Source organism: Actinoplanes sp. NPDC051513 (genome assembly GCF_044454685.1).
Lineage (GTDB): Bacteria > Actinomycetota > Actinomycetes > Mycobacteriales > Micromonosporaceae > Actinoplanes.
This window is the reverse complement of the sequence record NZ_JBITDW010000001.1, coordinates 626,147-649,761: the sequence shown is the minus strand read 5'-3', so window position 1 is coordinate 649,761 and position 23,615 is coordinate 626,147. Positions and strand designations below refer to the sequence as shown.

Genomic DNA, 23,615 nt, shown 5'->3' with positions numbered 1-23,615 from the left:
CTGCGAGGCCCGGTGAGCTACGAGGCTCCGTGAGCTACGAGGCTGCGGAGAGCAATGCGTCGGCGACCGCGGTGCGGGTGTTCAGGAGCGAGCGCCCCTGACGATGGGTCACCACCAGCCCGGCCGCCCGCAGCGTCGTCAAATGCTGCGAGACGCCGCCGGGAGTCAGGCCGGTGCGCCGCGACAGCTCGGTTGTGGACAGCGGCGTCGCCAGCTCGGCCAGCAGGCGTGCCCGGCCCCGGCCCAGCAGGGCCGTCAGAGCGTCCGGCTCGCGGGACGAGCGCTCCCACAGCGTGGCCACGCCCCGCGCGGGATACGCGAGCTGCGGGATCTCGCCGGCCGTGACCGTCAGCACCGAGGGCCAGACGAAGACCGACGGGATCAGGATGAGGCCGGCACCGTCGGGGACGTCCGCCGCCGCGCAATGCGGCTGGTCGATGGTCAGCTCGCCGTCGCGCCAGGTCACGCTCGGATGCAGGTCGTCGAGGATGGCGGCGCTGCCGGTCTCGGCCAGGCGGCGGGCCCGGCGCTGGACCTCGGCGTCCAGCAGGGCGCGCATGCGGGACCAATCGGGCGCGATTGCCACCGACCAGTACTCGGCGATCTCGTCGGACAGGCGGGACAGAACCGACTCGGGATCGTCGCGTAGCGGGCCTCTCATGCCGGCCAGATCGAGGTGGGCACGGACCACCGACGGCGGCGTGGACCGCAGGCCGGCCAGCTCACGCCCGAGGTCGCCGGCCAGCCCACTCGGCGGCGGGGTCAGGAAGTCGGGCGTGTAGCCGCCGGTCGGGGCCACCAGGTTCCAGAGCAGGCCGCCCTCGTCGACGCCCCCGCGAGCCCGCGCGGCCCAGCGCCGGTGCACCTCGGGCACGCCCGGGTCGCGGAGGATGCGGATGCTCGCCAGCACCTCCCACAGGCAGCTCACGGCGAAGCGGATGCGCGTCGCGGCCGCCGCCGACAGGCCGATGGTGGCCAATTCCGCCTCCGTGGATTTAGCCGGAGCTGAAACCTTACGCTTTCGGGCGCCTATCGCGAAGACTGATGCGGTGACCCAACAAGCCGCACTTCTCCGTTCCCTGCACGTCCCGGGCTCGCCGCTGGTGCTCCCCAACGCCTGGGACGCGGCCAGCGCCCGCGTCGCCGAGGCGGCGGGCGCCCCGGTCGTCGCCACCACCAGCGCCGGCGTCGCCTGGAGCCTCGGCGCCCCCGACGGCGACGCCCTCGACCGCGACGCGGCGGTCGCCGCCGTGCGGCGCGTGGTGGCCGCCGTCTCGGTGCCGGTGACCGCCGACATCGAGTCGGGCTTCGGCGACGACCCGGCGGGGGTGGCCGAGACGATCCGGGGTGTGGTCGCGGCCGGCGCCGCGGGCGTCAACCTCGAGGACTCCGTGCGTCCCGTCGGCGAGATGGTGGCCCGGCTGGTCGCGGCCCGCGAGGCGGCGCCGCGCGAAGACCTGTTCATCAACGCACGGATCGACAACTACCTGCGCGGCAAGGCCGACCTCGCCGACACGGTGGCGCGCGCCGAGGCGTATCTCGAGGCCGGGGCGGACGGCATCTTCGTGCCGGGCGCGGTCGACCCGGAGCTCATCGGCGAGCTGGTCGCCAAGATCTCAGCCCCGCTGAACATCCTCGTCTGGCCGGGCGCCCCAACAGTGGCCGAGCTGGCCGCGCTCGGCGTGGCCCGGGTGAGCCTGGGCTCAGGCGTCGCCCAGGCCGCCTACGCGCTGATGCGCAAAGCGGTGCAAGAGGCGCTGACCTCAGGCACCTACACGTCAATCACAGACGCCATCGAATACGGCGACCTGAACAAGCTGTTCCAGGCCTGAGAGACAAGCTGTTCCGGCCCTACTCCGCGTACCTGGTAGGCGGGAACGGGTTGTCGGCGCTCAATGGCGTCGTCTCGCCCTCCGCCTCCTGGCGGGCGGTGATGCTCTCGATGTCCTGCTCGTCCTCGTCGAAGGCCGGGTCGAACGGAACCGGGTCGTCGGTGGCGGCAGGAACGTCGTTGGGGTCGTAGTCGGAAGCCCCGGCGTCGGCCCGCTCGGCCTCGGTGCGGCGGGCCAGCTCGTCGTCGTCCAGGTGGGCGGGCGAGCCGCCGTGGAACCGGCGGTCGCGGCTGCCCTCGGCCGCTTCGGTGGTGAGATCGTCTCTAGCCATGTCGCTGTCCTTTCGCTCGGGCGCTGCGATACCCCGCCCGTCCCGGTCTACCACGATGACGTCGGTCACGCCTCGGCCGGGAAGTGTGAGGAGAGGAACGTCAGCAGGGCCGCGTTGACCTCCGCGGGGCGTTCCAGGCCGGGCAGATGTCCGGCGTCCTCGACGATCACGAGCTCGCTGCCGGGGACGAGATCCCGGATCAGCTCGGCGTCCACTATGGGCGTGTAGGCGTCCTCGGCGCCGACCAGGATCAGCGTCGGCACCCGTACGCGTGCAAGGTCTTCTTGATAGTCGGGGCGCTCGGCTCGTCCGCGTAGCGCCGCCGCGGCGCCCCGCGGCGAGGTGGCGAGCATCATCCGGCGGACGTGGGCGGCGACCTCGGGGAGCTCCTTGACGTGGGCCGGTGTGATCATCTTGTCGAGGACCTCGTCGGCGTAGCCCGCCATGCCCTCGGCCAGGAGCCGGTCGGCGAGGTCGTTGCGGTATTTCCGGCCGTCTTCGGTCTCGCCGACCGGCGACGTGTCGGAGAGGATCAGGCCGGCGACGCGGTCGGGGTACCGGCGGTAGAACTCCATGGCGATCTGCCCGCCCATCGAGACGCCGCCGACGACGGCCCGATCCGCCCCCAGCAGTGCCACGAGATCACCGGCGAAGTCTGACAAATAGGTTATTTCACTGGTATCTGCCGACGAGATGCCGTAGCCGCGCAGGTCGGGAGCGATGACTTCGTGGCCGGCCTCGCGCAGGACCGCCGCCTGCGGGTCCCACAGGGTGTGATCGAACGGGTGGCCGTGGATGAGCAGGATCTTCATGCTCTCGACGTTTCCCGCCGGATCCGCGTCAGGCAAAGGCCAGTCGCGACCTTGCGGCCCGGGCGGCGCGGCCACCCACTGCCGCGCCGCCCGGGGGATCCCATTGTTGATACAAGCCGGGAGCGGAGTCAACGCCAAGTTCCGATGAGTTTCCGATAGTTTCGGACACGCAGCGTCAGATCTTGTCCAGCCAGATCACGATGCCGGTGAGGTTGTGCAACACCGCCGCCACGCCCGCCCGGATCGCCGCGGCGCACCGTTGTTCGGTGAACGAAGCCGGGTCGTAGGCCGACGAAGCGCCGAGTCCTTCGCCGCGGAACGACGCGCCCGACCAGTCCGACGCCGTCACGTTCTGGGTGGGCTCGGCGACCTCGGCGCCCACCACGAGGAACTGCTGCGACAGATGACTCGCCGTGACCACGGCGAGCGCGTCGACCAGGTCGTTGCCGGCGCTGACGATCAGGTCGGGCTTCATGCCGATCGCCTTGGTGATGCCGGCCACGTGGTCACCGTCGGCGGCGATCGTCCGCAGGCTGACGTCCTCCTCCACGGCCCAGTCCTGGACCGCCTTGATCAAAGCGTTCGTCGGCGCGTCGTGGCCCGCCGTCAGCAGCACGACGCGGTAACCCTTCGACGGGTGGACGTCGTTCCACGAGCCGGGCTTCGGCGTGACCGTGCCCTCCGGGGTCGGCGTGGCCGAGGGATCGACGAACCCCGCGCCGAGCACGCCGACGGCGGTGGGCATGGGGTGCGGCTGGGTCCAGTCGTCGGATGGTGAGCCGCAGCCGGCGCTCACCGCGGCGACGGCGGCGAGGGTGGCGACGGCCCGAATCAGGGCGCGCAAGGCGATCGTCCTCCGGGTCACGGGGTGGTGCGCACACCTTCCTATCCCAGTTCAGGCCGGATATCGGCCCTCCAATACTGATCTTGGCCGCCAGTTTTCAGGGGTTCGCCCGCGAGCCGGCTCCCGTTAACCCATGGCGTGCAGCGTGCACTGGCTTACGTAAGGAGCCACATGTCACGCGCTGTCCGCACGGCCGTCCTTCTCGCGTCCTTTCTGGGGATGATCTTCTTGGGCGCGGCGCCGGCCTCCGCACACGGCTTCAGCTCGGTCGTCTACGTGGACGTCACCAACGGTGACGACGGGCACGTGCGAACGAAGCTGAGCCTCGAGTACGACCTGTTCGTCGTCTCCACCGCCGACGCGTCGAAGGACGACCCGCTCTTCCGGGCCGGGACCGCCGCCTTCGACGACCGCGACGATCGAGCAATGGCCGCGGCCGTCACCGCCAAGGCCGATGAGGCGATCAGATACGTCACGGATCGCTTCACGGTCTCGTCGGACGGCCAAGCCTGCACGGCGACACGGGCCGGCGACTTCACGATGGGCGTGCAGGAGGGCGTTCCCTACACGACGGTCCTGCTCGACTGGACCTGCCCCCGCGCCGACGAGCACGAGGTCCGCACCGGCCTGTTCCCCGATTCCGAGGGCTACGTCAAAGGCACGAAAACCATTGTCACGTACGAGATGGACGGCCATTCCGGAAGTGCCGCGCTCGACGCGAACATGCCGTCCTTCTCGACCGCCCAGACCTGGTACCAGCGCTTCGGGGAGTTCTTCAGGCTCGGCGCCGAGCACCTGCTGACCGGAATCGACCACATCCTGTTCCTGCTCGCGCTCATCGCCGGCTCCCGGCGCCCGCGCGAGATCGTGCTCGCCGCCACCAGCTTCACGCTCGCCCACTCCGTGACGTTCATGCTGGCCGCGCTGGGCGTGGTCGACGTGCCGGCCCGGGTCGTCGAGCCGATCATCGCGCTCTCCATCGCGGTGGTCGCCGGCTGGTACCTGTTCCGGCTCTGGCGGCGCGGCGACCACGCCACCGACCTGGAAACGGCCGGGCACAGCCATTTCAGCCTCGACCGTGCCGGGTGGACCCGGCTCGGCGTGGTGTTCTGCTTCGGACTCGTGCACGGCCTCGGCTTCGCCGGCGCGCTCGGTATCACCGAGGCGTTCTCGTGGACGCTGCTCTGGTCGCTGCTCGTCTTCAACGTCGGCATCGAAGTCGTTCAGTTGGCCATCATCGCGGTCGTCTTCCCGCTTCTGATCCTGCTTAGACGGCGGTCTCCGAAAGCCGGCCTCTGGGCCACCGGCGCGATTTCCGCGGGCGTGTCCGTTATGGGTCTCGTCTGGTTCGTCCAGCGCGTCTTCGGCCTGTGAGTTTCCTGTAGGGGACACGCATAAGCACATGATCATTTACCGGCGGTTCATCGGATGCCGAGAGCTTGATCTCGCTTCATCCCTCATCTCATCTGGAAAAGAGGAACCGAAACCGATGAGAACGAGCCTTGTACGCCACCGGATGGTCGCGACGGCCACCGCCGCGTTCCTGGGCCTGGGCGTCGCGCTCGGCAGTGGACTGGCCTCCCCGGCCAGCGCCGCCGACACGGCCACCCTGTCCGGCATCATCCTCGGCGTCGGCGCCAACGAGTCCCAGCGCATCGTGACCTGGTACTCCTCGGCGGACAACGCCCAGCAGGTCCAGGTTGCCCCGACCGCCGACCTCGCCAACGGCGAGTTCCCGGCGTCCGCGGTCACCTTCGCCGCGGCCGGCGCGGCGAACATCGCCACCAGCGGCGGCTTCAACCGGCACGCCACCGTCACCGGCCTGAAGGAGCACACGGCGTACTCGTACCGTGTCGGCTCCGAGGGCAACTGGTCGCCGGCGTACGCCTTCAAGACGCAGGACTTCGAGGGCGACTACGACTTCCTGTTCTACGGCGACCCGCAGATCGGCTCCTCGGGCGACGTCGCCCGGGACCAGGCCGGCTGGGTCGACACGGTGAACGTCTCGACCGCCGCCAACCCGAACGCCGAGCTCCTGGTGTCCGGCGGCGACCAGGTCGAGACCGCCAACACCGAGACCCAGTGGAACGCGTTCCTCGCCCCCGAGCAGCTGCGTCAGTACCCGTGGGTCGCGACCATCGGTAACCACGACGTCGGTGGCAAGGCCTACGAGCAGCACCTGTACACGCCGAACACCGACCGGTCGGGCGCGTTCTACTCGAACGGCCAGCCGAACGGCACGCAGTCCGGCGGCGACTACTGGTTCATCTACAAGGACACGCTGTTCATCGACCTGAACAGCAACAGCTACGCCACCTCGCAGGGCGGCGGCGGCGACGCGGCGCACGTCCAGTACGTCACCGACACCGTCAAGGCGCACGGCGGCGAGGCGAAGTGGACGGTGCTGGTCTACCACCACTCGATCTATTCGCCGGCCGACCACGCCAAGGACGGCGACAACAAGATCCGTCGTACCGACTTCCCGACCGCGTTCTCGAACCTCGGCGTGGACCTGGTCCTGCAGGGCCACGACCACAGCTACTCGCGTAGCTACGAGATCAAGAACGGCGCGAAGGCCAACCCGGACGAGAAGCCGGGCCAGGGCGACGTGTTCACCGGCCCGGGCGGCGTCATCTACGTGACGGCGAACTCGGCCTCCGGCTCGAAGTACTACGACATCACCGCTCCGGACAACAGCGGCACCAGCGGCGCGGGCAACGGCGCCGACCCGCAGAACCCGAGCAGCTACTGGTACAACTCGGTGCAGAACCAGGAGCACGTCCGCTCCTACGTCAAGGTCGAGGTGCGCAACGACAAGCTCGTCGTCGCGAACCTCCGCAGCGGCACCTGCGCGGCGCCGAACGCCGCGGTGGAGCTCGGCAAGTCGCCCTGCTCCAACACGGCCGAGGGCCAGCCGGTCGGCTCGATCGTCGACAAGGTGACGGTGCACCCGTACCACGCCGACGGCCAGGACATCCAGGTGGACGTCCCGACCGCCGCGCCGGGTGAGTTCGGCTGGACGATCGACGGCTACAACGGCCTGGTCGACCTCGGCACCGCCGCGGACCACAACGGCGACTTCTACGCGGCGACCGGCAAGATCAACCCGATCGTCGTGTCGGACAGCCGTCGCTCCCTCGCGCCGTGGTCGATCTCGGCCGGCGTGGGCGACTTCAAGGACGCGAGCAAGACGTTCTCGGGCGCCTACCTCAGCTGGAGCCCGTACGTGCTCACGGCCGGCGCCGGCGCGCAGGCCAGCGGCGCGGTTCCGTCCGCGTACGACGACCACGGTGAGGGCCTCTCGGTCTCCCGCGGTCTCGCCTGGGCCGACCAGGGCCACGCCCGCGGCACGGCCAAGCTCGGCGCCGATCTGGACCTCAAGATCCCGGGCGACGTCGACAAGGGCTCGTATCGGGCCACCCTCACGATCACTGCGCTGAGCAGCTGATTTCCTTTGGGGCGGGCGTTCCTCCGGGGGCGCCCGCTCTACCCGTACACGTCAAGGATTTTGGTTCTATGAAGATCACCCTCGTCCTGCTTGCCGCCGTGGCGGTGTTCTCCTCGGCTCCGCCGGCCCTCGCCGACGAGGGCGACGTCACCTGGACGGTCCGCACCGCCTCGAACAGCTACGGCAACGACCGCTCCAGCTACAGCTACTCGGTGAACCCCGGCGGCACACTGCGCGACGCGCTGGTCGTGGCCAACCGCGGCAAGGACCCGCTGGACCTGAACGTCTACACCGCCGACGGCTTCACCACCGGCGCCGGCCAGCTCGACCTGCGCAACCGCGACGACAAGCAGATCGGTGTGGGTGCGTGGGTGCGCGGCGCCCAGGCCCAGGTCGCCGTCCAGCCCGGCAAGACCGCACAGGTCCCGTTCACCGTGACGATTCCCCAGAACGCCACCCCCGGCGACTACGTCGGCGGCATCGTCACCACCCTGACCCAGCCCGGCGACACCGCCGGCATCAACGTCGAGCGCCGCCTGGGCATCCGCATCAAGCTCCGGGTCAGTGGCGAGCTCCGGCCCACCTTGTCGGTGGAGAACGTGCACATCGACTACAAGGGCACGCTCAACCCGTTCGGCCAGGGCCACGCCACGGTGTCGTACACGATCCACAACACCGGGAACGCCACCCTCTCGGCCCAGCAGGCGGTCTCGGCCGAGGGCCTCTTCGGCTGGTTCCACACCACCGCGGCGTCGATCGCCGCGCCGCCCGAGCTGCTCCCGGGCGAGTCGTGGAAGGTCTCTGTCCCGCTGAAGGGCGTGACGCCCGCGTTCGACCTGGCCGTGACGGCGTCCCTCACCCCGCTGCTGACCGACGCCTCCGGCTCCACCACGTCGCTGAAGCCGGTGTCCACCACGGTCCACGCCATGACCGTCCCCTGGACCCTGGTGATCCTCCTGCTCGTCGTGGTCGCCCTGATCGTCGGGGCTGTCCTCCTGTCCCGCCGCACCCGTGCCCGTCGTAGGACACGCGAGGACGACCGGGTGAAGGAGGCCGTCGAGAAGGCGCTTCGCGAGAAGGAGAGCCAGTCGAGCTAACCCGTCGCGGCGGCCAGGCGAGCGGCCAGCGCCGACATGTGCTCGACGAGCTCCGGGGGCTCGTGGACCCGGAAGTCGAACCCCTTGCCCGCCACATAGATGGCCAGTTCGTCCAGGGAGTTGGACCCGGCCCGCAGGGTGCAGCTGTGCTCGTCGATCGGCTCCAGCGCCCCCGTGGTGGGCGATATCCGCTCGGCCGCGGTCTCGGCGCTGACGTGCAGGGTGAAGCGCGCCTGGTAGCGGTAGGCCGACGTGGAGATCGCCCGCGAGGTGTAGCCGCTGAGGTCGGGGTCCGGGGGAGTGCGCGGGGTGAACCGGGGGCCGGTGGGCGTACGTGGCTCCAGGCGGTCGACGCGATAGGTGCGCCAGTCCTGACGGTCGACGTCCCAGCCGATGAGGTACCAGCGCCGGCCCGTGTGCACGAGTCGGTGCGGCTCGGTCGTACGGATGCTGCTCGTGCCGTCGTGAGCGCGGTAGTCGAAGCGCAGGCGTAGCGCGTCGCGGCAGGCGCCGGCGATGGCGGTGAGGGTGCTCGGGTCGACGGTGGGGCCGGCGTCGAGCATCGGGACGGTCACCGAGCGCAGGGCGTTGACGCGGTGGCGTAGCCGGGACGGCAGCACCTGTTCGAGCTTGGCCAAGGCCCGCACCGACGTCTCCTCGATGCCGGTGATCGAGCCGCCCACCGCCGTGCGCAGGCCCATCGCGACCGCGACGGCTTCGTCGTCGTCGAGCAACAGCGGCGGTACGTCGGCGCCGGCGCCCAGCCGGTAGCCGGCCGTGCCCGCGGTGGCCAGCACGGGGTAGCCGAGGGCACGCAGCCGGTCGATGTCGCGGCGCACGGTGCGCGGCGTGATCTCCAGCCGCTCGGCCAGTTCGGCGCCGGACCAGTCGCGCCGGGTTTGCAGAAGCGAGAGCAGTCGCAGCAGCCGCGCCGAGGTTTCCCACATGCCCGGAAGTCTGTCACCCGCCTAGGACCGAACCTGACCTAACCGCGCCCTAGCGTTGTCGGCATGCAGATTTCTCCCTTCACCATCGACATTCCTCAGGCCGACCTGGACGACCTACGCGACCGGCTCGCCCGTACCCGGTGGACCACCGACCTGCCCGGCGTGGGCTGGAGCCGCGGGGTGCCGGCGAGCTACCTCAAGGGGCTGGCCGAGTACTGGCGCGACGGCTACGACTGGCGGGCCCACGAGCGCGAGCTGAACAAATACCCGCAGTTCACCACCGAGATCGACGGGCAGAACGTCCACTTCGTGCACGTGCGCTCGCCCGAGCCGGACGCGCTGCCGCTGATCATGACCCACGGCTGGCCCGGTTCGATCGTGGAGTTCCTCGACGTCATCGGCCCGCTGACCAACCCCCGCGCGTACGGCGGAGACCCGGCGGACGCGTTCCACCTGGTGATCCCGTCGATCCCGGGGAGCGGCTTCTCCGGCCCGACTCGCGAGCCCGGCTGGGACACCAGCCGGGTGACCAGGGCGTTCGCCGAGCTGATGAGCCGGCTCGGCTACGAGCGGTATGGCGCGCAGGGCGGCGACACCGGCGCCGTCGTCTCACCCGGGCTCGGCCGGCTCAACCCCGACAAGGTCGTCGGCGTGCACGTGAACGGCGTCTCCGCGTTCTCCGAGGTCAACCCGGACGAGATGGGTGAGCTGACGCCGGCCGAGCAGGAGCGGCTGAAGCACCTGGCCTACATGAAGTTCGAGCAGTCCGGATACGCGATGATCCAGATCACCCGCCCGCAGACGCTGGCGCACGCCCTGCACGACTCGCCGGTCGGCCAGCTGGCCTGGATCGTCGAGAAATTCAAGGAGTGGACCGACCCGGCCGCCGACCTGCCCGAGGACGCGGTGGACCGGGACCGGCTGCTCACCAACGTGATGCTGTACTGGCTGACCGGAACCGCCGGCTCGTCGGCCAACTGCTACTACGAGACCGCCCACGCGGGCGCCTGGGGCGCGAGCGCTCGTTCCACGGTGCCGACCGGTGTTGCGGTCTTCCCCCTGGACGTGTCGATCCGTCGGACGCTCGACCTCGAGCACACCATCGTGCGCTGGTCCGAGTTCCAGCGCGGCGGCCATTTCGCGGCCATGGAGGCCCCGGACCTGCTGGTCGGCGACATCCGCGAGTTCTTCGCCGAGCTGCGCTGATCCGGCTCGGGGTGGTCGGAGCGCTTTGCGGACTCAGCCGGTGCGGGCGTCGATATCGGCGAAGGACACCTCAGCGGCGTTGCCCGCGCCGGTGTTGGTGACACCGAGCTGGATGCGGCCGGTGGCGAGGTCGGGGTCGGCCACGGCGCCTTCCACGACGCCCTTGCCGTCGATGGTGACGGCGGCGTGCTGGTTGGAGATCACGATGCCGAGCTCATGCGGCGTGCCCGGCTCGAGGCCGGTCGTCGACTTGCCGAGCGAGTTCAGCAGGACGCCGTTCAACTCCTCCAGCTCCACCTGGTCGGCGCAGGCGGTCAGCTGGTAGCCCCGGTCGCCGCTGTAGCGGAACCAGACCATCGCGCAGGCGTCGGCGCTCGCCAGCCCGACCCGTACGGAGATCGACTGGTCCCCGGTGAACGCGTCGTCCGGCCCCAGGCACTGATATGTCGACCTGCCCTTGACCCGGGCCAGCAATTGGCCGTCCGCAAAAGTGCAGCTGCCGGATTCCGCGTGGCTCTCCCGGAACCGGCCCGGACCGCGGAGCGGATCGGAGAAGGACGGCCCGCGCAGGCTCGATGTCGTCGCAGTGGCGATCTTGGTCTGCGGATCGATCGCCGCGGCCGGCGGGTCGCCGGTCGTCCGCGCGTAGGCGACGGTCGCGGCGGCCACCGAAGCCAGCATCAGGGCGCCCACCGCGTACGTCAGGCGTCGCGGCGTTTTGGATGCCGCCTTCCTCCGCCGTTCCGCCCGGGTGGTGACCGGCGCTGGGCTGACCGGCGCTGGGCTGATCGGAACGGGGCTGATCGGAGTAGGGCTGATCGGAGCAGGGCTGATGTGTGCGGGGCGGCCGACCGGGGTGGGGTTGATGGCCGGCCCGGGGCCGATGGCCGGTACCGACCGGGTGGCCGGCGTCGATCGCGGGCCTTCGGCGATCACCTGCTCGAGCAGGTCGCGCGCGTCGAACCGGCCGCTGGTGCGTCGCGGCCGCGGGTCGGACTGCGGGGCGTTCGCCGCGAGCAGTTGCTGAAGGACCTCGTTGGCGGTCGGCCGGTCGCCCGGATCTTTCGCGAACGCGTGACCGACCAGGTCGATCAGCGACTCGGGCACGCCTCGCAGCTCGGGCGCCTTGGTGAGGATCTGGGCGGCGGTCGCCACCGGTGTGTCGCCGTAGAACGGGTTCCGCCCGGTGCCGGCAAAGACGATCACGCCGCCCCAGGCGAAGATGTCCGCCGCGGGCGTGACCGGGCCGACGTCGGGATCGAGCCGTTCCGGAGCCATGTAGTCGACGGTGCCCACCCAGCGGCCCGGCCGGGTGTACTTGGTGGTCGCCTCGAGGGCCCGGGCGATGCCGAAGTCGATCACCTTGGGCAGGCCGAGCGACAGCAGGACGTTGCTCGGCTTCAGGTCGCGATGGATGACGCCGGCGCCGTGGATCGCGGTCAACGCCGCCGCCACGCCGACCGCGATGCTGTGCAGGTCGCCGGGCGACATCGGACCCCGCTCCTCGACCACCTCCTGCAGGCTGGGGCCTTCGACGTATTCCACGACGAGGTACGGCGTGTCGTCGTCGGGATCGGCGTCCAGGACCGCGGCGGTGCAGAAGGACGGAACCTGCCGGGCCCGCTGCACCTCGCTGCGGAACCGGGCGCGGAACTCGGCGTTGTTGGCGTGCTCCGGCCGGATCGCCTTCACGGCGACGGGCCGGCCGCCCGGGTCGCGCCCGAGGAAGACGGTGCCCATCCCGCCCTCGCCGAGCCGGGACAGCAGGCGGTAGTCGCCGAGCCGTCGCGGGTCGCCGGGCCGCAGGGGACTAGTCGTCATGGAGACGCGCTCCCAAGGACAGTCACTCTAGGTGACGACGTACCGATCTGGACGGTCCCCGATCTTACGACCGCCAATCACGCGTACGCCCATGTGACAGCCACCATTTTGCACACTCTTCTTGTTACTCACGGGTTTTGGCATGTTCCCGACTGGCACCACGGAGCGTAAGGTGCGCGGTTTGGGCGCGGTATGAGGCATTTGAGGCCCCCGATTCGTGGCTCAGCCGCTCCCGGCGCGGTGTGGCGCGCGTTACATCGATCGGCTAGTGGGCCGACGGGCCGGCGGCAATCGATGACGGAGGGTCCCCGGCGAAAGCCGAGAGAAAGTCGCGTCTTCGCCTCGTTCTCGGTGCTGATCGGTGTCATGGAAGGCCGAGGCGGTGGTTCCTGCCCGACCGCCGGCTGCGCCTGCGCTACGTCACCGCCGCCGCCACCACTGGAGCCGCCACCGACCGCACAGACGATCAGCCCTCACCCACCGAAAACCCCTGGCCCACCCCAACCACACTCTGATCCAACCCGTTGGTGCCCGGTATCAGTTGAGGCGTACGGCATTGATGGTGTGGCTCAGAGTTCGTTCGAAACGGGCGATCTCCGCCTCGGCGATTCCGTTGCGGCGGGCGACGACGGTCCAGTTGCTGGTGGCATCGCCGATTTCGCCGAGGGCGGTGCGAGCCTGGTGGTCGGTAAGGCCGAAGAGCTCCGAATACATCAGCAGCGCGCTGACCTCGTCGGCTGGACCGCCGGCCCCTCCGATGCTGGTGACCCGCTGAGCGGCGAGGTCCGGATTGGGGTTGATGTCGAAGCCGGGGGCGAGCCGCCAACCGGATCCGTGCCGGAGAAATCCGTGATTGCGGAGATGATCGTCGGTGTTGTGGAAAGCGATGGAGAAGGCGATGCGTCGCCACAGCTGCTTGAGATCGGCGGTGGTCGCCGAGCTGTGTTCCGGTATGACCTCGGCGATCTCGGTGTAGTCGCGGCGTTGTCCGTCCTCAGCCTCCAGAAGCGTCATCGCGCTCAGATAACCGATGCGGCTCGCGCCTTCCCGATCGAATCGATCGAGCAGCAATACCTGGCTTCCTTCAATACCGACCAGTTGCCGTCTCGGTACCGAGATTCCGGCCGCTTCCGCGAGGTCCAGTGCGGTCTTCTCCCATGCGATGACACTCCACTCGTCGGCGTGATGAGGGAACTTGGCGATCAGGAGGCGGTCGCCGTCCCTTACCGACGCTTTTGGCCGTGCTCCGCCGAGCGAACCGGTGCCCGCGTCCAGCAGTGTCTTGATCGCGTCCATGCTGTCCGGTTGGTCGCGGGCAACGGTGTCGGCGGCGTGGAGCAGCGTGGGCAGAGCAATGAGCTTCGGCACCTCCGGCGCCGGATGCTGAAATTCGCCGTCGGCGTCGGTCTTGAAACGCAGAGCACCCTGCCGGGTCTCGTCGCTCACCCCCAGCAGGTAATCCCGATCGTCGAGGGTCGGCATCGGACGGCCCTCGATACCGGCCTCGGCGCGGAGACGCTTGGCGATCAGATTCCGGCCCCAACGGTCGGGGGACGCGTCGCCGAACGCCCCGGACAGCCCATGAGGCAGCGGCCACGAGCCTCCCGTGAGCCCCAGGGCGGGGTCGATCGAGTACGCGCCTCGATACGAAAGGTAGTCGCGGTCGTAGGAGAACGTTGCCGTCAGCCGGCCACGGCGAAAATTGACGAAGGCATCCCCGACAACGCGGGTGTCGCCGTCGATCTCAACGTACGTAAGGATGCGGCTCACTGACGGATCCGCTTCGGCAGGACCTCATCGGCGCGGGCACGACCGAGATCGGTTTCGTACGGATCTGTGGCCGTCACTACCGCGTCGAGGACGCCGAGGGCTCGAGCGGTGCTCAAGAACGCCTGCAGGCCGACCCCGGTGTCCCCCGTCTCGATCCGTCGCAGCGTATTCCGGGAAATGCCGGCACGCTCGGCCACCTGGGCAGCCGTAAGGCCTTGGAGCTTCCGCCAGGCCACGAACTGTTCGCCGATGCTGGCAGCCGCGGCCTTCACGCGCGATGAAACCGGACGGGACATGGGACCCTCACCTAGTGGTCAGTATCTTGACCACAATACGGCTTAACGCCCAGGATAGCGAGCATTACAAAGCCTGCAAGACAAGAACAGCGAACGCTGAGCGACAGGAAGGGCGCGAAGGCGGGAGGCGTGACACTGCCGAACAGGGCTCGCACGGCAAACGCCTCGAGGTGTTGTGCGGGTCTATGGAATGCGGTCGCTTCTCTGCGCTTGGCCGGGGCCGGCATGGCGCTCCTCTGCTTAACGGTCATGACGGTGACCCCTAAACAGCTTAACGCGCACGGTCGTGACCCTTAGCGTGGCTGGTCCAGATAACTCCACACCCGACGGAGACGAGTCCGAAACGGGCCCAGGCCCACGAGGGCCGCGAAGGTGCCGAGAACGATAGGGAGAACGGCGCCGGCGGGCTCACCGATGGCGATGTAACACCACCTTTGAGGATCAGGCGGTCGGCGTAGGCGGACTCGACCAGCCAGGCGAGGAAGCCCTCCACCGCGTAGGGCTGGTGCAATTCGTTGGTTGGCCGTTTGGTTCGGCGAACGAGATTTTGCAGATCGAGATATGCGCGGCCCGCGACGGTGGCACGGGTGGGGCGGTCGTTCACAGAGATCTCCATTGCCTCGCGCAGCGTCCGCTCGGACTGAGGAAACCGCCGGGCCATCGCCAGCAATTCCGACGGCGACGATCCGCGTCGGCTCAACCACCGTCTCAGCGCACCGTAGACAAGCTCGGAGCCCTCGCGGTGGCGTAGCCGGGCCGCGTCGATGATGCTCCGCGGCGCGTCATACAACCCGATGTACGTCTGTTCCTCGAGCGGCACCGTAGTCCGCCCGATCTCAAACGTGTCGGGATCAAACAGGTGCCAGGTCACGGGCACCCGAACAGCCCGGGCGGTAGGTGCCACGCGGAAGGGCCACATCAATCGTCGCAGGAATCTCGTCGGTCAGCCCGTGACGGGCCAACGCGCCTTCGAGTAGGTGAAGGTGACAGGAAGCGCGAGTAGGGCCCCTGCCGCCGACCTATCGCCAAAGAGGGAAGGGGTGGGTGGCGCCACTTGCCGGCGAGCTTCGAGCCGAGCAGAGAACGCCAGGTGGTGTGACGTGGGGGTCTGGGGGCTCGGCCCCCAGGTCGGAATGCATCACGACAAGGCGAGGCGCGCCAGCGCCGAGCAGGGAGAGCCTGAGTGGTGCCCCCGGCAGGATTCGAACCTGCGCTTTCGCCTCCGGAGGGCGACGCTCTATCCCCTGAGCTACGGGGGCTCAGTGGTTCCAGAGCCTAGCAGGCCAGCCAGAACCACTGCCAACCGGGTTATGACGTGGCCTGGAGCTTCTTGAGGAGGTCGTCGATCAAAGCGATCTCGCCCTGCTGGGAGGCCACCATCGTGCCGGCCAGCCAGGTCACGTCCTTGTTCTTCGACAGCTTCACGGCCTCCTGGGCCATGTGGATGCCGCCGAGGTGGTGCTGGCGCATCAAGGTCAGGTATTGGATTTCCAGGTCTTTGCCCGTGGCCTTGCGGAGCGTCGCGAGCTGCTCGGGGGTGGCCATGCCGGGCATCAGGCCGTTGACGACCGAGCCGGCCGAGTCGGGCATCCAGGCCATGGCGGGCTTGGAGCCGGTGGGGCTCAGGTGCCAGTCGCGCAGCCAGGCCTGCATGTAGCCGATCTGGCCGTGCTGGGTGAGGGCGATGTCGGAGGCGAGGTAGACGATCTGCGGGTCGTCCGACTTCTGGTGGACGATCATCGACATCTCGACGGCCTGGGCGTGGTGGGTCGACATGTCGCGCAGGAAGCCCGCTTCCACCGAGTCGTCGCCGGGGGTTCGCAGGTGCGGGACCAGGATGCCGATGCCGAGGCCGAGCATGGTGCCGACCAGCAGCGCCGCGATCACGAGGATCCAGCTGCGGCGGTTACGGCCGGCGGCCGGGACGTCCTCGGAAGCGGCGGCGTCGGCCGCCGCTTCCGAGTCGGTGGAGATGGTCATCAGCTACCCGTCGTGCCCGCGCCGTTGGCGGCCGCGGTGACCGGGCCGGTGGTGGTGTTGCCGCCGGAGCAGGAGATGCCGGGCTCGAGGGCGGCCACGAGGCGCGTGTCCTTGATGAACTGGTCGATGCGGGGGTCGTTCGCGTCGTCGGTCTTGAGCTGGTAGCCCCAGACCTGCACCGACACGTTCTTGTCGAGGCCGGCGTACGGCGACATGAACGTGTAGTCCTGGCCCTGGACCTTCTTGGTCAGCACGGCGACCTGGTCGGCGGCGAGGCCCTGCTTGTACGTCACCCAGACGGCGCCGTGCTCGAGGCTGTGCACGGCGTGCTCGTTGGCGATCGGCGCGTCATACACGTCACCGGAGCAGTTCTGCGGGGTGGCGTTGTGCGCGCCGCCGACGGGCGGGCTGGTCACGTACGTGAGCGTGCCGTCCTTGTGGTCGCGCGCGTCGATCTGCGCGTTCTTCTGGGCGCGGTAGTCGACCACGCCCTTGATGTCGGCGACCTTGTCCTCCCAGCTGCGGGAGCCCTTGACGACGCTGTACACGCCGAAGCCGATGATGCCGAGGGCGATCACCGCGACCAGGCCGATCACCATGATCGGGCCCCAGCTGCGGCCGCCGCTGACCTTGACGGGCGTGATGGGCTTGCGGCCCTTGCCCCCCGAACCCTTGCCGGGAGCGGTCTTCTTGGCGCCGGTGGTCTTCTTGGCGGGCCCGGTGGGCGGCTTGCCCTGGCCGGTCGTCTTGCCGACCTTGACGGTGGACGGGACCCGCTCGGGACCCGGCGTGCTCATGCTCATCGTGCCTCGTCGATTCGTTTGAAGCGGAAGGGCGGGGCTCGGGTGGCCGCCGAGTGCGAAAGTCTACCCCCGATAGCATGGTTGAGTGACTCCCGCCAACCTTGCTGCCACCGTTCTCTCAGCTGCTCGTGCCGTCTTCGAGACCCGCGGGCTCGACGTCACGGCGCTGCCGGGTACGACGTCCATGGAGCGACCCCGTAACCCCGAGCACGGAGACTACGCGTCGACGCTCGCCCTCCAGCTGGGCAAGAAGGCCGGGGTGGCGCCGCGTGACCTGGCCGCGGCCCTCGCCGAGGAGCTGGGCCGGCAGCCGGGGATCAAGTCGGTGGAGGTGGCCGGTCCCGGCTTCCTGAACATCCGGGTGGACGCGGCGTCGGTCGGCGTGCTGGCCCGCGACATCGTGCTCGCCGGTGCGGAATACGGACATACGGACACGTTGAGCGGCGAGCGGATCAACCTGGAGTTCGTCTCGGCGAACCCCACCGGCCCCGTGCACATCGGCGGCGTGCGGTGGGCCGCGGTGGGTGACGCCCTCTCGAGGCTGCTGCGTGCGGCCGGCGCCACCGTCGGCACGGAGTACTACTTCAACGACGCCGGATCGCAGATCGACAGGTTCGCCAAGTCGCTGTATGCGAGCGCGAAGGGCGAGCCCGCCCCCGAGGACGGCTACGGCGGCGCCTACATCGCCGAGATCGCCACCGCGGTGCGCGCGGAGGCCCCCGACGTGCTCGAGCTGGGCGAGCCCGAGGCGCTCGAGGTGTTCCGGCGGGTCGGCGTCGAGCTGATGTTCGCCGAGATCAGGCAGTCGCTGACCGAGTTCGGCGTGCACTTCGACACGTACTTCAACGAGAAGGACCTGCACAACCGGGGCGAGCTGCAGGAGGCGCTCGATCGGCTGCGCGAGCAGGGCCACATTTTCGAAGCCGACGGCGCGACCTGGCTGCGTACGACCGAGTTCGGTGACGACAAAGACCGGGTGCTGCGCAAGTCCGACGGCGACTGGACGTATTTCGCCGCCGACTGCGCCTACTACCTCGACAAGCGCAAGCGCGGCTTCGACCGGGTCGTGATCATGCTGGGCGCCGACCATCACGGCTACATCGGCCGGATGAAGGCGATGTCCGCGTGCTTCGGCGACGACCCCGCCAAGAATCTCGAGATCCTCATCGGCCAGCTGGTCAATCTCGTACGCGACGGGGAGCCGGTGCGGATGAGCAAGCGCGCCGGCACGGTCATCACGCTGGAAGACTTCGTGGACGCGCTGGGCGTCGACGCCACCCGGTACGCGCTGGCGCGCTACTCCTCCGACTCGCCGATCAACCTCGACATCGCGGTCTGGACCAGGGCCAGCAACGACAACCCGGTCTACTACGTGCAGTACGTCGCGGCCCGCACCGCGAGCGTGGCCCGCAACGCCGCCGAGGTCGGCCTGACCCGGGGCGACGCGGGTGGCTTCCACCCCGAGCTGCTCAAGCACGAGAAAGAGAACGAGCTGCTCAAGGCCCTGGGCGAGTATCCCGAGACGGTCGCCCGGGCGGCGGCGCTGCGCGAGCCGCACCACGTCGCGCGGTACCTGGAGGAGGTCGCGGGGGCGTACCACCGCTTCTACGACAAGTGCCGGGTGCTGCCGCTGAGCGACGAGGAGATCACGGATCTGCACCGGGCGCGGCTCTGGCTCAACGACGCCACCCGTACGGTGATCGCTAACGGTTTGGCCCTGCTCGGGGTCTCGGCCCCCGAAAGGATGTAGGGCATGCGAGCTCATGAGGCCGGGGCGCTGCACGGCGATCTGGGACAGCGGGGGCCCGCCTGGCTGCGTACGCCCGAAGACGTCAACGCCCTCGTGCCGCAACTCTGGCCGCGCACCGTGAGTCGCGCCGAGGCCGGGGCCTTGCAGATCGGCGGCGTGAGCGTCGCCGACCTCGCGGCCGAGCACGGCACGCCCGCCTACCTGCTCGACGAGGATGACCTGCGCGCTCGGTGCCGCGAGTTCGGGTCGGCCTTCGGTGACGCCGATGTCTACTACGCGGGCAAGTCGTTCCTGTGCAAGGCGGTCGTCAAGATCATCAACGAGGAGGGTCTCTTCCTCGACGTGTGCTCGGGCGGCGAGCTGGCGGTCGCCTTGAAAGCCGGCTTCCCGGCGGAACGCATCGGCTTCCATGGCAACAACAAGTCGGTGTCCGAATTGTCCCGCGCACTGGAAGCCGGCGTCGGCCGCATCGTCGTCGACTCATTCGACGAAATAACCCGTCTAACCTATTTGTCCGAAAAAACGGGCAAAAGGCCAAAGGTTCTCGTACGCGTCACTGTCGGTGTCGAGGCTCACACGCACGAGTTCATCGCGACCGCCCACGAGGACCAGAAGTTCGGGTTCTCCCTGGCCGGCGGCGCGGCGTTCGCGGCGGCCGTCCGGATCCTCGACGAGGGCGTCCTCGACCTGCGCGGTCTCCACTCGCACATCGGCTCGCAGATCTTCGACACCAGCGGCTTCGAGGTGGCGGCCCGTCGCGTGCTCGAGCTGCAGGCCCAGATCCGCGACGCGCGCGGGGTAGAGCTCGAGGAGCTCGACCTCGGCGGCGGCTTCGGCATCGCGTACACCACCCAGGACGACCCCTCCACGGCCGGCGACCTGGCCAAGCGCATCAACAAGATCGTTGAGGGCGAGTGCGACCTGGCGAACCTGCGCAAGCCGCGGCTCTCCGTCGAGCCCGGCCGCGCGATCGTCGGGCCGGCCGTGTTCACGCTCTACGAGGTCGGCACGGTCAAGGACGTCGACGGCATCCGCACGTATGTGAGCGTCGACGGCGGCATGAGCGACAACATCCGTACCGCGCTCTACGACGCCTCCTACTCCGCCACGGTGGCGAGCCGCGCCAGCGTCGCCGAGCCGATGCTGGCCCGCGTCGTGGGAAAGCATTGTGAAAGCGGGGACATCGTCGTGAAGGATGAATTCCTGCCCGCGGACGTGCGGCCCGGAGATCTTCTTGCCGTGCCGGGCACCGGCGCGTATTGCCGGAGCATGGCCAGCAACTACAACCACGTGCCTCGGCCGCCGGTCGTGGCGGTGCGCGACGGCGCCTCGCGCGTGATCGTGCGCCGCGAGACCGAGGACGACCTGCTCGCATTGGATGTTGGATGAGCTCAAGCAAACCGATCCGCCTGGCCCTGCTGGGGTGCGGCACCGTCGGCTCGGAAGTGGTCCGCCTGCTGCACCATCAGGCCGGGGATCTGACGGCCCGGATCGGCGCCCCGTTGGAGATCGTCGGCATCGCCGTGCGCCGCCCCGGCCGCGAGCGCGGCGATCTCCCGGTCGACCCGAGCCTGTTCACCACCGACGCGCTCGGGCTGGTCAAGCGCGACGACGTCGATGTGGTCATCGAGGTGGTCGGCGGCATCGAGCCGGCCCGTACGTGGCTGGTCGAGGCGCTGCGCGGCGGCAAGAGCGTCGTCACCGCCAACAAGGCGCTGCTCGCCGAGGACGGCGCCTCGCTGCACGACGCGGCCGCCGAGGGCGGCGCCGACCTCTACTACGAGGCCTCGGTGGCCGGCGCGATCCCGCTGCTGCGCCCGCTGCGCGAGTCGCTGCACGGCGACCGCGTCACCCGGGTCACCGGCATCGTCAACGGCACCACCAACTTCATCCTCTCGTCGATGGACTCCTCCGGCGCGGGCTTCAGCGAGGCCCTCGACGAAGCCACCGAGCTCGGGTACGCCGAGGCCGACCCCACCGCCGATGTGGAGGGCTTCGACGCCGCGGCCAAGGCGGCCATCCTCGCCTCGCTGGCGTTCCACACCCGGGTCACCGCGGCCGACGTGTTCCGCGAGGGCATGACCGGGGTGACCGCGGGCGACATGGCCAGCGCGAAAGAGATGGGCTGCACGATCAAGCTGCTCTGCATCGCCGAGCGCGGCCCCGACGAGACCGGCGCCGAGTCGGTCAGCGTGCGGGTGCACCCCGCGATGATCCCGCGCAGCCACCCCCTTGCGAGCGTCGGCGACGCGTTCAACGCGGTCTTCGTCGAGGCCGAGGCGGCCGGGCAGCTCATGTTCTACGGCCGCGGGGCCGGCGGCACGCCGACGGCCAGCGCCGTGCTCGGCGACATCGTGGCGGCCGCGCGCAACCGTCTCTCCGGCACCCGGGCGCCAAGCGAGAGCAACTACGCCCACCTGCCGGTCCGGCCGATCGGCGCGGCCGTGACGAGGTACCACATCAACCTCGACGTGGACGACAAGCCGGGCGTGCTGGCCGCGGTGGCCGGCGTCTTCGCCCGGCATGAGGTGTCGATCGCGACGGTCCGCCAGTCCGGCCGCGAGGAGGACGCGAAGCTGGTCATCGTCACCCACGGGGCCCCGGACGCGGCGCTGACCGCTACGGTCGACTCACTGTCGCAACTGGACATCGTCCGATCCATCGCCAGCGTGCTGCGCGTCGAGGGAGGGGTCTGAGCCGTGCTCGACCACGTGGGGTTCCAATGTGCCGATCTCGCCGCCAGCGCGGCGTTCTACGACGCCGTGCTCGCGCCGCTGGGCGGCAGCCGGCTGATGGACGTCAAGGTCGCGATCGGGTACGGCTCGAGCGGCCACGCCAACTTCTGGATCAGTGAGCTGAGCGAGGGCGACGGCTTCCGCGAGTCGCACATCGCGTTCGTGGCCCGAACTCGCGCCGAGGTCGACGCGTTCTTCCAAGCGGCCGTGGACGGCGGCGCCGAGGTGCTGCACGAGCCGCGGATCCACGAGGAGTACCACGAGAACTACTACGGCGCTTTCGTCCGCGACCCGGACGGCAACAACGTCGAGGCAGTGAGCCATCGTCCCGAGTAGTGGGCTTTCGGTCCCAAGATTCGGCGCCCTCGGGCACCCTGGGGACCGGCCCACCACCGAAAACTGAGGAGCCGACCATGTATCGGGGCTTGATCGAGCGTTATCGGGACCGCCTTCCGGTCACTGACGCCACCCCGGTGGTCACGCTGCACGAGGGCAACACGCCGCTCGTGCCGGCGCCGGTGCTGTCCCATCGGGTCGGCGCCGACGTCTACCTCAAGGTCGAGGGCGCCAACCCGACCGGCTCGTTCAAGGACCGCGGCATGACCATGGCCGTGTCCAAGGCGGTCGAGGACGGCTCCAAGGCGATCATCTGCGCTTCCACCGGCAACACCAGCGCGTCGGCCGCGGCGTACGCGGCCCGCGCCGGCCTGACCTGCGCGGTGCTCGTGCCGCAGGGCAAGATCGCGCTGGGCAAGCTCGCGCAGGCCCTCGTGCACGGCGCCAAGCTGTTGCAGGTCAACGGCAACTTCGACGACTGCCTCGCGCTGGCTGCCAAGCTGTCGCAAGATTTCCCGGTCTCGCTGGTCAACTCGGTCAACATCTTCCGCCTGCACGGGCAGAAGACGGCCTCCTTCGAGATCGTCGAGGCGCTCGGCGACGCGCCCGACATCCACTGCCTCCCCGTGGGCAACGCCGGCAACATCTCGGCGTACTGGATGGGTTACCTCGAAGACAAAGAGGCGGGCAACGCGAGCCGGCTGCCCAAGATGTACGGCTTCCAGGCCTCCGGCGCCGCCCCGATCGTGAACGGAAAGGTCGTTCCCGAGCCGTCGACGATCGCCACCGCCATCCGGATCGGCAACCCGGCGAGCTGGACCAAGGCGCTCGACGCGCGGGACGCGTCCGGCGGCCTGATCGAGGCGGTCACCGACCGCGAGATCCTCTCGGCGTACCGCCTGCTCGCCCGCGAGGTCGGCGTCTTCGTCGAGCTGGCCAGCGCGGCCAGCGTGGCCGGCCTGCTCCAGCAGGCGCAGGCGGGCAGGGTGCCGACCGGCTCGACCATCGTCTGCACGGTGACCGGTCACGGCCTCAAAGACCCGGAATGGGCGATCTCGACCGCGCCGTCCCCGACGACCATTCAGAACGACGTGCTGATCGCGGCCCGCGAGCTAGGCCTGGCCTGACTCCTCGGCCGCCTTCACCAGAAGCTCCGACGCCCGCGCCACCACCTCGAGCTCCTCGGCTGAGAGCCGGCTGAGGAGCTGGCGCATCTTCGCCTCACCGGCGTTGAAGATGCTCTCGATGAGCTGCGTGCCCTTTCTCGTCAGCCCGATCCGGCGCACCCGCCGATCGCGCAGGTCCTCGCTGCGGGCGACCAGGTCCTGCTGGACGAGTCGATCGATCATGCCGCTGAGCGCCGCGAGGCCGATGCCGAGCAGGCCCGCCAGCTCGCCTCCCGATACATTGCCGTGCCGGGAGAGCAGCATAAGGATCTTGAATTGCGACAGCGTGAGGTGCGACGAGAAGAGCGGGTCGGACCGGTCGTACCCGAACATCTGCTGGAGCCGCTCCTGGGCGCCCATAATGTCCGCGATGAGCTGTTCGTTCCCGGCCAACGCCAACCTTTCGTCGTAACGCCATCCGCTGAGGGACCGTACCAGCGC

The 23,615-nt window shown here is 69.4% G+C and carries 22 protein-coding genes and 1 tRNA gene; 10 read left to right on the top strand and 13 right to left on the bottom strand.

Translation table 11 applies throughout. The features are described from left to right. Positions 1–34 precede the first annotated feature (34 nt). The gene (locus ACIA5D_RS03055; RefSeq protein WP_396028135.1) at positions 35–979 is read right to left on the bottom strand and encodes a DUF5937 family protein; all 945 of its coding nucleotides are present in this window, start codon (positions 977–979) and stop codon (positions 35–37) included. 70 nt (positions 980–1,049) lie between these two features. Here ACIA5D_RS03055 and ACIA5D_RS03050 point away from each other — a divergent pair, with 70 nt between their 5' ends. Continuing rightward, positions 1,050–1,832, top strand: a complete 783-nt coding sequence (locus tag ACIA5D_RS03050; RefSeq protein WP_396028134.1) for an isocitrate lyase/phosphoenolpyruvate mutase family protein — start codon at positions 1,050–1,052, stop codon at positions 1,830–1,832. 19 nt (positions 1,833–1,851) lie between these two features. On the opposite strand, the gene ACIA5D_RS03045 is transcribed toward ACIA5D_RS03050, so the two are convergent. From ACIA5D_RS03045 to ACIA5D_RS03035, 3 genes are all read right to left on the bottom strand, one after another. Further along, entirely contained in the window at positions 1,852–2,163 is a 312-nt protein-coding gene (locus tag ACIA5D_RS03045) for a hypothetical protein (protein WP_396028133.1), read from the bottom strand. 65 nt (positions 2,164–2,228) lie between these two features. Then, positions 2,229–2,975 (bottom strand): alpha/beta fold hydrolase, encoded by a 747-nt coding sequence (locus tag ACIA5D_RS03040; RefSeq protein ID WP_396028132.1) that lies wholly within the window; start codon positions 2,973–2,975, stop codon positions 2,229–2,231. A gap of 175 nt (positions 2,976–3,150) precedes the next feature. Beyond that, the gene (locus ACIA5D_RS03035) at positions 3,151–3,840 is read right to left on the bottom strand and encodes a hypothetical protein (protein WP_396028131.1); all 690 of its coding nucleotides are present in this window, start codon (positions 3,838–3,840) and stop codon (positions 3,151–3,153) included. A gap of 150 nt (positions 3,841–3,990) precedes the next feature. Between ACIA5D_RS03035 and ACIA5D_RS03030 the strand changes: the two genes are divergently transcribed. The 3 genes from ACIA5D_RS03030 to ACIA5D_RS03020 all read left to right on the top strand — a co-directional run bounded on the left by ACIA5D_RS03030 (position 3,991) and on the right by ACIA5D_RS03020 (position 8,364). Then, entirely contained in the window at positions 3,991–5,193 is a 1,203-nt protein-coding gene (locus tag ACIA5D_RS03030) for a HupE/UreJ family protein (RefSeq protein WP_396028130.1), read from the top strand. A gap of 115 nt (positions 5,194–5,308) precedes the next feature. Then, positions 5,309–7,267, top strand: a complete 1,959-nt coding sequence (locus ACIA5D_RS03025) for a fibronectin type III domain-containing protein (protein ID WP_396028129.1) — start codon at positions 5,309–5,311, stop codon at positions 7,265–7,267. 68 nt (positions 7,268–7,335) lie between these two features. Continuing rightward, positions 7,336–8,364, top strand: coding sequence for a WxL protein peptidoglycan domain-containing protein (locus ACIA5D_RS03020; RefSeq protein ID WP_396028128.1), 1,029 nt, complete (start codon positions 7,336–7,338; stop codon positions 8,362–8,364). On the opposite strand, the gene ACIA5D_RS03015 is transcribed toward ACIA5D_RS03020, so the two are convergent. Further along, on the bottom strand, positions 8,361–9,311 hold the full coding sequence (locus ACIA5D_RS03015; protein ID WP_396028127.1) for a helix-turn-helix transcriptional regulator: 951 nt from the start codon (positions 9,309–9,311) through the stop codon (positions 8,361–8,363). The two genes, ACIA5D_RS03020 and ACIA5D_RS03015, sit on opposite strands and share 4 nt — an antisense overlap. 69 nt (positions 9,312–9,380) lie before the next feature. On the opposite strand from ACIA5D_RS03015, the gene ACIA5D_RS03010 reads away from it, so the two are divergent. Next, on the top strand, positions 9,381–10,517 hold the full coding sequence (locus ACIA5D_RS03010) for an epoxide hydrolase family protein (RefSeq protein WP_396028583.1): 1,137 nt from the start codon (positions 9,381–9,383) through the stop codon (positions 10,515–10,517). Positions 10,518–10,550: 33 nt separating this feature from the next. On the opposite strand, the gene ACIA5D_RS03005 is transcribed toward ACIA5D_RS03010, so the two are convergent. From ACIA5D_RS03005 to ACIA5D_RS02975, 7 genes are all read right to left on the bottom strand, one after another. Beyond that, positions 10,551–12,338 carry a serine/threonine protein kinase gene (locus ACIA5D_RS03005; protein ID WP_396028126.1) on the bottom strand — a complete coding sequence of 596 codons (1,788 nt, stop codon included), beginning with the start codon at positions 12,336–12,338 and terminating at the stop codon, positions 10,551–10,553. Positions 12,339–12,875: 537 nt separating this feature from the next. Continuing rightward, complete coding sequence (locus ACIA5D_RS03000) at positions 12,876–14,108, bottom strand: type II toxin-antitoxin system HipA family toxin (RefSeq protein ID WP_396028125.1); 1,233 nt, start codon at positions 14,106–14,108, stop codon at positions 12,876–12,878. After that, on the bottom strand, positions 14,105–14,404 hold the full coding sequence (locus ACIA5D_RS02995) for a helix-turn-helix domain-containing protein (RefSeq protein WP_396028124.1): 300 nt from the start codon (positions 14,402–14,404) through the stop codon (positions 14,105–14,107). Before ACIA5D_RS02995 ends, ACIA5D_RS03000 begins: the two co-directional genes overlap by 4 nt. Before the next feature lie 271 nt (positions 14,405–14,675). After that, entirely contained in the window at positions 14,676–15,275 is a 600-nt protein-coding gene (locus tag ACIA5D_RS02990) for a hypothetical protein (protein WP_396028123.1), read from the bottom strand. Positions 15,276–15,588: 313 nt separating this feature from the next. Continuing rightward, positions 15,589–15,663: transfer RNA gene (locus ACIA5D_RS02985), tRNA-Arg, on the bottom strand. Between the two features lie 49 nt (positions 15,664–15,712). Beyond that, entirely contained in the window at positions 15,713–16,384 is a 672-nt protein-coding gene (locus ACIA5D_RS02980) for a DUF305 domain-containing protein (protein WP_396028122.1), read from the bottom strand. Beyond that, positions 16,384–17,187 carry a DUF3105 domain-containing protein gene (locus tag ACIA5D_RS02975; protein WP_396028121.1) on the bottom strand — a complete coding sequence of 268 codons (804 nt, stop codon included), beginning with the start codon at positions 17,185–17,187 and terminating at the stop codon, positions 16,384–16,386. Before ACIA5D_RS02975 ends, ACIA5D_RS02980 begins: the two co-directional genes overlap by 1 nt. Before the next feature lie 85 nt (positions 17,188–17,272). Between ACIA5D_RS02975 and argS the strand changes: the two genes are divergently transcribed. From argS to thrC, 5 genes are all read left to right on the top strand, one after another. Next, positions 17,273–18,937 (top strand): arginine--tRNA ligase, encoded by a 1,665-nt coding sequence (argS, locus tag ACIA5D_RS02970; RefSeq protein WP_396028120.1) that lies wholly within the window; start codon positions 17,273–17,275, stop codon positions 18,935–18,937. Positions 18,938–18,940: 3 nt separating this feature from the next. Continuing rightward, on the top strand, positions 18,941–20,326 hold the full coding sequence (gene lysA, locus ACIA5D_RS02965) for a diaminopimelate decarboxylase (RefSeq protein ID WP_396028119.1): 1,386 nt from the start codon (positions 18,941–18,943) through the stop codon (positions 20,324–20,326). A gap of 14 nt (positions 20,327–20,340) precedes the next feature. Further along, positions 20,341–21,633 (top strand): homoserine dehydrogenase, encoded by a 1,293-nt coding sequence (locus ACIA5D_RS02960; RefSeq protein ID WP_396028582.1) that lies wholly within the window; start codon positions 20,341–20,343, stop codon positions 21,631–21,633. A gap of 3 nt (positions 21,634–21,636) precedes the next feature. Beyond that, a complete protein-coding gene (locus ACIA5D_RS02955) occupies positions 21,637–22,008 on the top strand; it encodes a VOC family protein (RefSeq protein ID WP_396028118.1) in 372 nt (123 codons plus the stop codon). A 77-nt stretch (positions 22,009–22,085) separates the two neighbouring features. Beyond that, on the top strand, positions 22,086–23,135 hold the full coding sequence (gene thrC, locus ACIA5D_RS02950) for a threonine synthase (RefSeq protein WP_396028117.1): 1,050 nt from the start codon (positions 22,086–22,088) through the stop codon (positions 23,133–23,135). Here thrC and ACIA5D_RS02945 read toward each other — a convergent pair. After that, on the bottom strand, positions 23,121–23,567 hold the full coding sequence (locus tag ACIA5D_RS02945) for a MarR family transcriptional regulator (protein WP_396028116.1): 447 nt from the start codon (positions 23,565–23,567) through the stop codon (positions 23,121–23,123). The two genes, thrC and ACIA5D_RS02945, sit on opposite strands and share 15 nt — an antisense overlap. Positions 23,568–23,615: the final 48 nt, after the last annotated feature.